This is a genomic window from Bacillus sp. REN10 (assembly GCF_016820555.1).
GTDB lineage: Bacteria > Bacillota > Bacilli > Bacillales > Domibacillaceae > Bacillus_CE.
This window is the reverse complement of sequence record NZ_JADHDW010000002.1, coordinates 263144-276409: the sequence shown is the minus strand read 5'-3', so window position 1 is coordinate 276409 and position 13266 is coordinate 263144. Positions and strand designations below refer to the sequence as shown.

The following is a 13266-nucleotide window of genomic DNA, read 5'->3' as shown; positions in this document are numbered from 1 at the left end:
TGACATTTTACTATACTTACCGCTTTTTTGAAAGCAATGTAATCACCAGTCTATATCATTTCAAAAGATAGGATATGATGTCAAGGTTTTTTTCTTGAAAGACTTATGAAGAACTATTGCATTCAAAAAAGTTGTGTGGTAAATTATTAAAGTATCTTTTAGAATATAACGAAGTGTTGAAACAAATTTTTTCAGCTTCAATGGTGAGGAGTGAATAATATGCCAAAAAAATGTGTTGTTTCTGGTCGTAAAGCTCGTTCCGGCAACGCTCGTTCCCACGCTATGAACGCTAACAAGCGTACTTGGGGTGCTAACCTTCAAAAAGTTCGCATTCTAGTAGATGGAAAACCTAAACGTGTTTGGGTTTCTGCAAGAGCATTAAAATCCGGAAAAGTTGAGCGTGTATAATACTTTTCAATGGAAAAAGCCAGCTAAATTCAGCTGGCTTTTTCTGTTCTTCCGTTTTATCTATTCTTAGCGTTGGACGACTTCATTTTTTGAATGTCCCAAGCATGGCACGAACAATTCCACCTAGAAATTTAGGCAATTTAATAGTATAAAATTTCATGATTGCCACCCCTCCAATATAGAACTCACCCATCAGAGCTTCTTATCATCATTAGTATGCCGGAAGAAAAAGAAAAAGTACCACTTTCTTGGCCTAGCTCATTGCTGACGTACAAAGTCGAACCGGGCTTCACCGTATGATCACTGAGCGGATACTTAAATCCCTTTAAGGTAAAATGAGTCACCTGACTTGTAATCGCAAAAAAAGAAAAGTATTTTTTTCCGGGATCCTCAAACACAGTATATGTACCTGGCCCATAAAGCGATACAACATTTTGTTTATCCATGATTTCTATTTTTGTTGCAGATGATATGATTTCCTTATTCATCAGCAAACTAATTGTCCCGAAGAAATGGTCTAGCCTCCCACCTGTCGCACCCAAAATAATGATTGTCTCCGGCTGTTGCTTTATCGCCCATAAAATCGCTAGTTCGAGGTCTGTTTCATCTTTTTCAGCAGGAAAACGATGAATATGATCGCTTCCCACTCCACTTTCAATCTTTTGCCACTCCGCCTCTGTAACTGAATCAAAATCACCAATCGCTACTTTTGGTGTAATACCTCTTTCTAATAAATACATCGTGCCCCGATCGACACCTACAAAGATCGTATCTTCTGTATGATAAGTTTGTAAATCAACCAATTCTGTTTCTGGCCCACTTGCAACCACGGCAATCCTCATTATAAAACCTCCTCCATATGAAAAAAGGAACCGAATGGAACGGTTCCTCTTCTTTCTAAACAACTGCTTTGATCATTCAGCAGCTGCTCTAATTTCCTCAATTGCTTGCTTGCGGTCTTCTTTATTATACACTGCAGAGCCAGCCACTAAAATGTCCGCGCCTGCTTCTGTGCAGAGCTTCGCTGTTTCAACATTGACACCGCCATCGATTTCAATTTCAACGTCTAAGCCTTTTTCGATAATCATTTGTTTCACTTGACGGATTTTAGGGACAACGGAATGAATAAAAGACTGTCCTCCAAAACCAGGATTAACGGTCATCAATAAGACCATATCAATATCTTCTAAAATATGTTCAATCATATGAACAGGTGTCGCTGGATTGAGCACGACTCCCGCTTTGACTCCATGCGAACGAATCAATTGAATCGTTCGGTGAAGGTGAGGACAAGCTTCGACATGAACAGTAATATAGTCAGCGCCTGCTTTTGCAAAAGCTTCAATATATTTGTCAGGATTCTCAATCATTAAGTGCACATCTAGCGGCAACTTTGTAATCGGGCGAATTGCATCGACAATCAGCGGCCCAATCGTAATATTGGGAACAAAGTGGCCATCCATGACATCCACATGAATGATATCAGCTCCTCCCATTTCTACATCCTTTATCTCTTCTCCCAATCGAGCAAAATCAGCAGATAAAATCGACGGTGCTATTTTAACCATGCTTAATACCTCGGCTTTCTCTCTTTTATTTCATCCATAAATTGCAAGTAATGTTCATAGCGATAAGACGGAAGATCTCCATTTTCAACAGCCTGTTTGACAGCGCATTTGGGTTCATTCACATGTAAACATCCTCGAAACTTACATTCATGGCTAAGTTCAACCATTTCAGGAAAGCAAAATGGCAGGTCCTCTACGTCTATGTCTGTAAATTCCAACGAACTAAAGCCCGGAGTGTCCGCAACAAGACCATTATCTACATGAATGAGCTCTACATGCCTTGTCGTATGCTTCCCGCGGCCAAGAGAGTCGGATATTTCATTTGTTTTCAACTTAAGCTCTGGACGAAGAGCATTAAGCAAGGAAGATTTCCCCACTCCAGACTGTCCAGCAAACACGGACGTCTTTCCCTGTAAGAAAGAACGGACGTCTTCTAAATTCATCTCTTCTTCTGAAGATGTTAAGACGACATGATAGCCAAAAGCCTTATACTGTTCAGCAAATTGCTGAATCGCTTCTGTTTGCTGATCCATCAGCAAATCCATTTTCGTTATGCAAATAACCGGTTCAATTTGCTTTGACTCAATTAACACTAAAAAACGATCTAATAGGGCGGTACTAAAATCTGGACGAACAGCCGAAAAAACGAGAATGGCTTGATCCACATTAGCAATAGGAGGGCGAATCAATTCATTTTTTCTTTCTTGAACAGCTAGAATATACCCTTCTTGGTCATTATCTGCTTGATATTCCACATAGTCTCCGACAAGTGGCGAAATCTTCTTTTTGCGAAAATTCCCCCGCCCTCGGCATTGAACAATCCGCTCCCCATCTAGGACATAATAAAAACCGCTCAGAGCTTTAATAATCTTTCCTTCTGGCATTACATTCCTCCTTGATCCTCTCCCTCATTTTCTGAGTACGGAATCGTTTCATCAAAAATCACTCGTTGATCACGAATTACTTTATACCCTGCTTTACTCCCTTTAGAAACGATAAATTCCAATGTTTTCTTCGTCTCTTCCTGAATCATAAATACTTCATAGGGCTCCGTCATACTATGATTCATATCTTCAATATATATTTGTACTTCTTGAGGCGTACCAAACTGGTCCGGTTCATATGGAATCGTAATTTCTTTTGTGACAGTGACTGGCGGAATCTCCTTTGGCCCTTTAGAAAGAATGACTTCCACTTTGTCTCCTTCTTCTAATCTCGTACCTTGCTGTGGAGTTTGCGATAAAACTAAGCCTTTTTCTATTTTATCGGAATATTCTTCCCCAGCAATAACAATATTTAAACCTGTCGACTTAGCATAATCTTTCAAACTTTTTTCATTATATTCCGTCAAGTCAATTAACGAAATCTTCTCAGGGCCTAAACTAACAGTGAATACTAACTCTGTCTCTTCTGGAATCACTTCATCGGCTGCTTCTGGAGTTTGATCAATGATCGTTCCCGCTTCACTTTCATCATGAACGCTTTCCTTACGAATCATTTTAAACCCTTGTTTTTTGAGCGTTTCATACACTTCATCGTATGGTTTGCCTTCATAATCCTCAAGGGTAAACGTTTCTTTCCCGCTGCTTATATAAATATTAACGTTTGATCCTTCGTGCACGATTCTTCCCGCACTCGGACTTGTTTTAATGACTTGTCCTTCAGGGACTTCATCACTAAATTGCTCATATGTTTCCTTTACAACAAAACCACTTGTGACTAGTTCTGATACCGCTTCATCTAATTTTTTGCCTTTGACATCTGGAATTTCTACCTCTTTAGGTCCTAGCAGACTAGGTATTAACACAGCTGCTAATCCCCCTAAAACAATAAGAAAAGAAAGAATCAACAAGATGATCGGCCACTTATTTTTCTTTTTCTTCGTGACAGGTTGCCCTGAGTCTGCCACTTGTTTCCCGTCCATCGGCGACCGAATCATCGTCGTTTGCGTATCTTCTGTCTGATTCATCTGTTTAATCACCGGTAGTGCTTTTGTTTCATCCTGATCGACAGACACGATAAATTTCGGCTCGTTTATCCGTTTAGGGTCGAGCGCCGTTGATAAATCCTGTTCCATCTCTTCTAATGTATGATAACGGTGAAATGGATCTTTCGCTGTCGCCTTCAATACAATATTTTCAACACTTTGAGGAATAGACGGATTCCACCTCTTCATGGAAGGTGTTTCCGTTTGTAAATGCTTCAGTGCAATGGATACAGCCGACTCACCCGAAAAAGGCAGCTGACCTGTTAATAATTCAAACATAACGATACCCAGAGCGTAAATATCTGATTTTTTCGTAGCCATCCCGCCGCGGGCTTGCTCTGGCGATATGTAGTGAACAGAGCCTAATACAGCGTTTGTTTGCGTAATCGAGGTGGCACTTAATGCCATCGCAATTCCAAAGTCAGTAATTTTCACATTCCCTTCGGCATCTATTAATATATTTTGAGGTTTAATATCCCGATGAATAATCGAGTTATGATGAGCAAAAGCCATCGCTGAAGAGAGCTGTTTCATAATATCAATAGCTTTTTCTACAGGAATGGGTGAAAATTGCTGAATGTATTGCTTTAAAGTCATGCCCTCAACGTATTCCATGACGATATAATTAATCCCTTCTTCTTCACCCACATCGTATATGCTAACGATGTTAGGATGAACAAGACTTGTTGCTGATTGCGCCTCTCGCTGAAAACGTCGAAGAAATTCTTCTTCATTAGCAAAATCTAAACGCAACACTTTAATGGCTACTTCTCTCTCTAGAATAACATCCTGAGCTAAATAGACATTAGCCATTCCGCCGCCGCCGACCATTTTCATAATTTTATAACGGCCGCTTAGTCGCTTCCCTATCAGCATCTTCTTACTCACCCGCTTTCAAGGCCAGCAGAATGTTTGAGAATCACAAGTGTAATATTATCTTCCCCGCCTTTTTCATTTGCTAATTGCACAAATGAATCCGCTTTTTCTAATAAGGAAAGGTCATTTTGCAAAATTTCTTGCATTTCTTGCTGCGCCAGTTTGTTAGATAAGCCATCCGAGCAAAGAAGCATATAATCTCCTTGCTCGAAGGTAATTGTGTGATAATCCGCTGTGACATGGGCATTCGTTCCGAGAGCACGTGTCAGCACATTCTTTCTCGGATGATGCTCCGCCTCTTCTCTTGTAATTTCGCCGGACTTAACTAGTTCATTCACAAGCGAATGATCATCTGTCACTTGTTTAAAACCATTATCATTCAATAAATAACAACGGCTGTCTCCAATATTAGCGATCGTACAAAAGTTCGGCGTACATACAGCTGCGACAAGTGTTGTGCCCATTCCAGTGCATTCTGTATGGTTAGTAGCATGAGACAATATCTTCTCATTAATTTGATGAATCGTCGATTTCAACCATTGCTCGGCTTGATTAGCGTTCTCAATTTTCTCCGTTTGCTGCCACATCGATTTCATTGACTCAATGGTAAGCTGGCTGGCAATATCCCCCGCATTATGACCACCCATGCCATCTGCTACGATGGCCAGGTAATCATTAGTTGTATTGGTAAATACACCACCATTATCTTCATTATGAGCTCGAATTCGGCCTTTATCTGTCCGAAAGACTGAATCCATCTTTACTCACCTCGTTTCTTCTTTCCGCTCTTTGGCACGCAACTGACCGCAGGCTGCATCAATATCATGGCCATGTTCACGACGGATCGTGACATTCACCCCATGCTTTTTCAATGTCTTTTCAAACCTAAAAATTTGATTTCTTGGTGTTCGAACGTAATCACGCTCAGGGACATAGTTAACTGGAATTAAGTTCACATGACATTTGATACCCTTGATTAATCGAGCTAACTCTTCCGCATGCTCCACAGAATCATTCTCTCCGCCAAATAGCCCGTACTCAAAGCTAACTCTTCGCCCTGTTTTATTCACGTAGTAGCGAACAGCTTCCATCAAATCAGCAAGCTTGTACGCTTTATTGATCGGCATCAATTTTGTTCTTAACTCATTGTTAGCGGCATGTAAAGAGATGGCAAAATTAATTTGCATATCTTCATCAGCGAATTTGTAGATTTTCGGAATGATTCCACTAGTCGAAACCGTAATATGGCGCGCACCAATATTTAACCCTTTATCATGGTTAATAATTTTTAAGAAAGCAAGCATTTGATCATAGTTATCAAACGGCTCCCCAATGCCCATAATAACGACCGAGCTTACGCGTTCTTCCCTTTCATCCAGCGCTTGTTGCACTTTAACTACTTGTGCTACGATTTCCCCGGCTTCTAAGTGACGTTTAAGTCCTCCGAGTGTAGAAGCACAAAATGTACAGCCAATCCGGCAGCCGACTTGGGTAGTTACACATACAGAATTACCATATTCATGGCGCATTAAAACCGTTTCAATCGAGTAACCATCATGAAGTTCAAATAAAAATTTGATCGTTCCATCTGCTGATTCTTGCTGAACAAGCGTTTTTAACGTAGTGATGGTGAAATGAGCAGCCAGTTTCTCTCTTAATGATAAAGAAAGATTGGACATGTCCTCAAAGCTAGTAGCCCTTTTTTTATATAACCAGTCAAAAACTTGCTCCGCTCGGAAGGGTTGTTCCTTTTGTTCCTTTAACCAGTCCTTTAAATCCTGCAGTTGCAAAGAATAAATGGATGGAAGCTGCGGCTCATTCGCTGATGAATCTTTTTGTAATTTTGTTTGCTCCATTATTGTACCTTCTTTCTAAATTTGCTGATAAAGAACCCATCTCCACCAAAATCTTGTGGAAATACTTGTAGCATATGATCCGTTGTTAACGCTTGAATGTAAGGAGGTAAATGATCTAATGCTGCTGGTTCAAACTCAGAGTGAGAAGCTAGAAATTTTGCTACTGTGCCTTCGTTTTCTTCGCGATCGACCGTACATGTGCTGTACACAAGCACTCCGCCTTTTTTTAACAGAGGTGTGACTGCCTGTAAAATCGCTAGTTGCACATTTTGTAAAGCCAAAAGATCTTCTTCCTTCTTAGCATATTTAATATCCGGCTTTCTGCGAAGAACACCAAGTCCGGAGCAAGGAGCATCGACTAAGATCCGATCAAAGCTTTCCTTTGGAAATACCTCACCTGCTTTTCGGCTATCAAGCGCTTTCGCTTCCACGTTTTCTAACCCTAGCCTTTCAGTATTTTCTTTAATTAATTTAATTTTATGTTCGTGTAAATCAAGGGCGATGACCTTCCCTGTCTGCTGTAGTTTTTCTGCAATATGCGTTGTTTTTCCTCCAGGAGCGGCGCAAGCATCAAGAATGAATTCATCTTGTTGAATATCGAGGGCATAAGCCACGATCATCGAGCTTTCATCTTGAATGGTAGCAAGACCTTTTGCAAACACTTCCGAACGAGCGATATTTCCCTTCAAAATTCGAATCGCTTCTGGTATAAACGGACTAGGTTCTACTTGAAACCCCTCTTCTTGTAACTTTTGAAGCACTTCATCCCGATTAGCTTTCGTCACATTCACCCGAATCGTTTGCGTCGGTGCGAGTAAGTTCAATTCACACATCGCTTCCGTTTTTTGGGCTCCGAATTGATCGATCCATCTTTGAATGAGCCAAAGAGGGTGACTAGTGGCAATCGATATGCGTTCTGCTTCATCTTTCATTTGATCAATATCTCGTAATCCTTCTCGTTGAACAGAACGGAGCACTCCATTCACTAAACCACTAATTCCTTTATGACCTCTTGCTTTAGCAATCTCTACCGCCTCATGAATGACCGCTCGCTCCGGTACTTTATCGAGATAGACCATTTGATAGACCGACATACGCAATAGCTGTCTGACCCACGGTTCAATCTTCTTTTTCAAAAACGGAGCTAAATAGAAATCTAATGTCATTTTCCGCTGAATGGTTCCGTAAGTCATCTCTGTCAGCAAAGCTGCATCCCTGCCAGAAAGGTGATGCTTTTCAATGGCTGAATGCAGCAACAAATTGCTGTATGACTGATGCTTTTCTACTGATTCAAGCAGATCGAGAGCAATCTCTCGCACTTGTTTCTTCTTTTGTTTCATGCTATTCTCCTAACCGCTTGCCGATTGATAAACCTGCACCGGCTCCTCTTAAATACTGTTGAGCAGACATTCTCTTTTTCCCAGAAGGCTGTAAATCTGTCACTTTAATCGCTGTTTTATTTCCTGTCGCCACAACAAAACCATCCTCTTCAACAGAAAGAACCGTACCAGCTAACGCTTCTTGATTGGTAGTAACTTTTTCCCCCCACCAAATCTTCAACACTTTTCCTTCTAGCTGTGTGTAGGCAACGGGCCAAGGGTGAAGTCCACGAATATGGTTATAGATGTCTTCGCCATTTCTTGACCAATCAATCTGTTCTTGCTCTCTTTTAATATTAGAAGCGAATGTGGCTTTCTGCTCATCTTGTTGAATCGGCTGAATCTCGCCAGCCAATAGCTTAGGAAGCGTGTCTGCTAAAAGCTTTGAACCGACGGCGCTTAGCTTATCATGCAAACTGCCGACATGGTCCGTCTCTTCTATTATTACCTCTGCCTGACTAATGATATCCCCAGCATCTAACTTTTCAGCCATATACATGATCGTGATACCTGTTTTTTCTTTTCCTTGCAAGATCGAATAGTGAATAGGAGCTCCACCGCGCAACTCTGGAAGAAGCGAAGCATGAACATTAATACAACCATGTGCTGGAGCTTCTAGCAGCTCTTTAGGGAGCAATTGCCCATAAGCCGCTGTCACAATCACATCAGGTTGCAAATCAATGATTTGCTGAAGTTCCTCTGATGAGCGAAGTTTCTCCGGCTGCAATACAGGAATATGATGCTTTAACGCTTCTACTTTTACCGGTGGGGGAGTCAGCACTCGCTTTCTTCCTACTGGACGATCAGGCTGTGTCACAACGGCTTGAATATGATAGCCATTTTGAATTAATGTTTGTAATACAGGAACAGAAAAATCAGGTGTGCCCATAAAAACGATATTCGTCATTCTGCTCCCTCCTTTTCTAATTGTTCTTCTGAAATGTATTTTTCTACTTTTGAAGTGAATAATACCCCATGCAAATGATCAATTTCATGCAAGATCGCCCTTGCTAAAAAATCGCGCGCCTCAATTAAAAAGTAGCGCCCTTTCAAATCTTGAGCCTTTACCTTCACATAAGAAGGGCGCGTCACATATCCATATAATCCAGGAAAGCTAAGGCAGCCTTCTACATCAGTTTGCTTGCCTTTTTCTTCTAACACCACCGGGTTAATTAATGTAATTAATCCGTTCTCATCTTCTATATCTACTACGGCTACTTGCAGATCCACACCAACTTGGGGAGCCGCAAGCCCCACTCCATCTGCTTCAATCATCGTTTCGTGCATATCACTTACTAACTTTTTTAATTTTTTATTAAACTCCGTCACACGCGCGCATTCTTTTTCAAGAATATCCGCCGGAGCTTTTACGATCGGTAAATACGCCAAACAATATCCTCCTCAATCTTTCTTTGCAACATTTCACTTTACATCATGATAAATGGATTGACATCTATCGCTACTTGTAAATGCTTATCTTTATGTTGTTTTGTGTAATGCTCCAATATGGTTTTTAATCCTTCATTTAGTTTCGGTTCCCGTTTGTATTTTATCAAACATTGATAGCGATATCTATCATTGATCCGCGGAATGGGCGAGGCGACTGGACCAAGAATGATCGCTGATTGCGACAACTGGGATCTTAAGTAATCCGTAATTTTTTCTGTAATCGATGCAGCCGTCATTATATCATAATGACTAACTGTCACTAATGCTAAAAAATAAAAAGGGGGGTAATGTCCGATCTTTCGAATCATCATTTCCTGTTGATAAAACTGATCGTAATCCTGCTTCCCAGCGAGCTGAATACTGTAATGCTCCGGCGTATACGTTTGAATGACCACTTCCCCTTTAAGCTCATGACGCCCTGCTCGTCCACTTACTTGCGTCAACAATTGGAATGTCTTTTCCGATGAGCGAAAATCAGGAATATGAAGCATCGTATCCGCTGTAAGAACACCTACAAGCGTAATATTAGGAAAATCCAATCCTTTTGCAATCATTTGCGTTCCTAATAAAATATCGGCTTTTCCCTCTTCAAATTGACGAAGAAGCTGTTCATGAGCTCCTTTTTTGCTCGTTGTATCAACATCCATTCTAATTACTCTTGCGTGGGGTAATAACTTCCCTAGTTCTTCTTCCACTTTTTGCGTCCCCGTTCCAAAATAGCGTATATGTTCACTGTTACATTCCGGACATGTATGAGGGACTGGCTCCTCATACCCGCAATAATGGCATTTCATTTGGTGGCTATAACGATGGTAAGTGAGCGAAATGTCACAATGAGGACAACCAGATACGTGCCCACAATCTCGGCACATAATAAAGGAGGAGTGGCCACGTCTATTTAAAAATAGTACTGTTTGTTCACCTTTTCTCAGCCGATCCTCTAGTTTTTCAAATAAAGAACGAGAAAACATCGAGCGATTCCCTTCTCTTAGTTCCTCCCGCATATCAACAATATCAACTTCCGGCAATGCTTGATCATTCATACGCTTCGATAATGTAAGCAGTTTGTATACGCCCTTTTGCGCGCGGGCAAAACTTTCTAACGCAGGAGTCGCACTACCTAAAATAACTGGGCAATTGTAGTATTGTGCTCTCTTGATGGCTGTTTCCCTTGCATGGTAACGCGGATTTTCCTCTTGCTTATAACTCGTTTCATGCTCTTCATCAATAATAATAATGCCTAGGTTTTCGAAAGGAGCAAAAATAGCCGAACGCGCACCGACAACGACTTTCACTTCCTTGCGCTGAATTTTTCTCCATTCATCATATTTCTCTCCGGTTGATAATCCACTGTGCAAAACAGCTACATCATCACCAAATCTCCCTTTAAAACGATGAACCATTTGCGGAGTGAGCGAGATTTCGGGAACCAATACAATAGCTTCCTTCCCTTTTTCTAATACTTTTTGAATCGATTGCAAATAAATTTCGGTTTTTCCGCTGCCAGTAACTCCATATAATAAAAAGGTGTCGTGCTGCTCTTGCTCAATCGATTGCAAAATCGGCGCAATCGCTTTCTCTTGTAACTCCGTTAATGGCAAAGATTCTGTTTTTTGAAACTCGCGATGCTCATAAGGATCTCGATACATTTCCTGCTTTGTTTCTAGTAAGATCCCTTTTTCAATTAAACTCTTTAAGGTTGCACTCGACGCATCGCTTGCTTCCATGACCTCTTTAGCTGGAATCCACTTCGGCGTCTGACTCAATAAATATTGCAAGACATTTTTTTGTTTCAGCGCATTAGCTGGCAATTCTTCAATATATTTTTTCGTTTCATCAGCAAGCAGAGCACATCCAACCATGCGGATCATTTTTTTGTTTCCTTTACTTGTCACTTTGTACACTAGCTCGATTAGGCCCGCCTTTACTTCTTCACGAAAAATAGGAAGCATCGCTGCAGCAGCAGCCTCTTCCCATGAAACCTCGGCTCGATGTTGAAACAGTTCCGCTACTTCCTCAACTGATGGTGTTTTTCCTTCAATCAAACGAAACACTTTTTCATATTTCACCTTCATCGCCGTAGGTAGCATCGCTTGATAAGCGGATATTTTAAAACACAATGTCGTTTCAGTTAACCAATCAGCAAGCTCTAGTAATTCTGTATTTAAAACAGGCACTAAATCCATCGGTTCGATCAACGGTTTTAACTTTTTCACTTCCGACCGGCTCTTTACTTCTATCACAAAGCCTTGAATGTTTCTCGGCCCAAAAGGAACAACGACGCGCATCCCCGGCGCGATCAGACCAGACCATTTATCTGGAATTAAATAATCAAACGGGCGATCCGTTTGCATAGCTGCTACGTCAACGATAACGCTCGCTACTTGCATGCGATCTCACCCTTTGTTAACTCAGCCACCGCCTCTGTCAAAATCTCATAAGCTGCCTCTTTCTTTGTCATTAAATCAAAGGCTTTTTTAGAGCCGTCTTTTTTGTAAATCGTAATGATATTTGTTTCGCCGCCAAAGCCGGCTCCTGCCGTTTTCACATTATTCGCCACGATCATATCGGCGTTTTTCGTTTCCAATTTCCGTTTCGCGTATTCTTCTACTCGATCTGTTTCAGCAGCAAACCCAATCAATAATTGATGCGTTTTCTCTTGTCCTAACGTTTTTAAGATATCCTTTGTTCTCTCCATCTCAAGGATTAGATTACCTTCTTTTTTCTTCATTTTGTCAGAGTGAACAACTTTCGGACGGTAATCAGCAACAGCAGCTGTTTTAATCACAATATCTGCCTCTCGGAATTTCTTCATCACCGCTTGATACATCTCTTCCGCGCTTTGAACTTGAGTGATTTGAACCCCTGTTGGTGTTGAGAGTGACACTGGACCGGATATTAATTCTACATTCGCCCCTAATTCTTTAGCTGCTTCCGCTAGGGCATAGCCCATTTTCCCAGAGGAATGATTCGTTAAAAAACGAACGGGATCAATCGCTTCTCTTGTCGGACCAGCTGTAATCACTACTGTCTTTCCTTTTAACGGCTGATGTTTCTTGCGGAAAAATTCATTCATTAATGTAATGATTTTCTCTGGTTCTTCTAAGCGTCCTTTCCCTACATAACCACAAGCAAGATAGCCTTCGCTCGGCTCTACAAATTGATAACCAAAGCTAGCGAGTGTCTCAATATTGCGTTTCACAGCAGGATGGTCATACATATGAACATTCATGGCTGGAGCAATCCAAATAGGGGCGGTGGAAGCAATAATGGTTGTGGAAATCATTTCATCCGCCAAGCCGTTTGCTAGTTTCCCAATTATATTAGCTGTGGCCGGTGCCACTAAAATTAAATCTGCCCAGTCAGCTAAATCAATGTGTGCAATGACTTTCGGATGCTTTTCATCAAAAGTATCTGTATAGACATCATGGCGAGACAATGCTTGAAAAGTCAAAGGTGTCACAAATTTTTGTGCAGAAGAAGACATTATGACCTTCACCAAAGCTCCCGCCTGAGTCAACTTACTTGTTAAAGCGACTGCTTTATAAACAGCGATGCCGCCAGTTACACATAATAGTACTTTTTTTCCATTTAACATAGAAAAACCTCCCGTTCTCGAAAAGATCAATTGCTTACATGAAAAGCTCTATAAATATCATTATTTTACAGGACCTAATGAAAAAATAAGGTGTCCCAAAAGTAAAGAGCCAGGCATCTCCACCGCCATATATAGTTAATCAAAC

General features: G+C 41.0%; 13 protein-coding genes. 1 reads left to right on the top strand and 12 read right to left on the bottom strand.

What is annotated here, in order from left to right:
* Nucleotides 1-219 precede the first annotated feature (219 nt).
* Entirely contained in the window at nt 220-408 is a 189-nt protein-coding gene (rpmB, locus tag IRB43_RS04630; protein WP_094833853.1) for a 50S ribosomal protein L28, read from the top strand.
* 82 nt (nt 409-490) lie between these two features.
* Here the strand turns inward: rpmB and spoVM are convergent, their stop codons facing one another.
* The 12 genes from spoVM to coaBC form a co-directional block, all read right to left on the bottom strand.
* Complete coding sequence (gene spoVM / locus IRB43_RS04625; RefSeq protein ID WP_094833887.1) at nt 491-568, bottom strand: stage V sporulation protein SpoVM; 78 nt, start codon at nt 566-568, stop codon at nt 491-493.
* A gap of 25 nt (nt 569-593) precedes the next feature.
* Complete coding sequence (locus tag IRB43_RS04620) at nt 594-1250, bottom strand: thiamine diphosphokinase (protein WP_203362268.1); 657 nt, start codon at nt 1248-1250, stop codon at nt 594-596.
* A gap of 72 nt (nt 1251-1322) precedes the next feature.
* Nucleotides 1323-1976, bottom strand: coding sequence for a ribulose-phosphate 3-epimerase (rpe, locus tag IRB43_RS04615; protein ID WP_203362267.1), 654 nt, complete (start codon nt 1974-1976; stop codon nt 1323-1325).
* 2 nt (nt 1977-1978) lie between these two features.
* The gene (gene rsgA / locus IRB43_RS04610) at nt 1979-2860 is read right to left on the bottom strand and encodes a ribosome small subunit-dependent GTPase A (protein ID WP_203362266.1); all 882 of its coding nucleotides are present in this window, start codon (nt 2858-2860) and stop codon (nt 1979-1981) included.
* Nucleotides 2860-4839, bottom strand: a complete 1980-nt coding sequence (gene pknB / locus IRB43_RS04605; protein ID WP_203362265.1) for a Stk1 family PASTA domain-containing Ser/Thr kinase — start codon at nt 4837-4839, stop codon at nt 2860-2862. Before pknB ends, rsgA begins: the two co-directional genes overlap by 1 nt.
* Nucleotides 4840-4847: 8 nt before the next feature.
* Entirely contained in the window at nt 4848-5597 is a 750-nt protein-coding gene (locus IRB43_RS04600; protein WP_203362264.1) for a Stp1/IreP family PP2C-type Ser/Thr phosphatase, read from the bottom strand.
* A 6-nt stretch (nt 5598-5603) separates the two neighbouring features.
* The gene (rlmN, locus tag IRB43_RS04595; protein WP_203362263.1) at nt 5604-6695 is read right to left on the bottom strand and encodes a dual-specificity RNA methyltransferase RlmN; all 1092 of its coding nucleotides are present in this window, start codon (nt 6693-6695) and stop codon (nt 5604-5606) included.
* On the bottom strand, nt 6695-8035 hold the full coding sequence (rsmB, locus tag IRB43_RS04590; RefSeq protein ID WP_203362262.1) for a 16S rRNA (cytosine(967)-C(5))-methyltransferase RsmB: 1341 nt from the start codon (nt 8033-8035) through the stop codon (nt 6695-6697). The genes rlmN and rsmB overlap by 1 nt, the downstream gene beginning before the upstream one ends.
* 1 nt (nt 8036) lies before the next feature.
* Nucleotides 8037-8981 carry a methionyl-tRNA formyltransferase gene (fmt, locus tag IRB43_RS04585; protein WP_203362261.1) on the bottom strand — a complete coding sequence of 315 codons (945 nt, stop codon included), beginning with the start codon at nt 8979-8981 and terminating at the stop codon, nt 8037-8039.
* Nucleotides 8978-9463: a peptide deformylase gene (gene def / locus IRB43_RS04580; RefSeq protein ID WP_203362260.1), complete on the bottom strand. Its 486-nt coding sequence runs from the start codon at nt 9461-9463 to the stop codon at nt 8978-8980. The genes fmt and def overlap by 4 nt, the downstream gene beginning before the upstream one ends.
* 38 nt (nt 9464-9501) lie before the next feature.
* Nucleotides 9502-11913, bottom strand: coding sequence for a primosomal protein N' (priA, locus tag IRB43_RS04575; RefSeq protein WP_203362259.1), 2412 nt, complete (start codon nt 11911-11913; stop codon nt 9502-9504).
* Nucleotides 11904-13121: a bifunctional phosphopantothenoylcysteine decarboxylase/phosphopantothenate--cysteine ligase CoaBC gene (coaBC, locus tag IRB43_RS04570; RefSeq protein WP_203362258.1), complete on the bottom strand. Its 1218-nt coding sequence runs from the start codon at nt 13119-13121 to the stop codon at nt 11904-11906. The genes priA and coaBC overlap by 10 nt, the downstream gene beginning before the upstream one ends.
* Between the last annotated feature and the right edge of the window lie 145 nt (nt 13122-13266).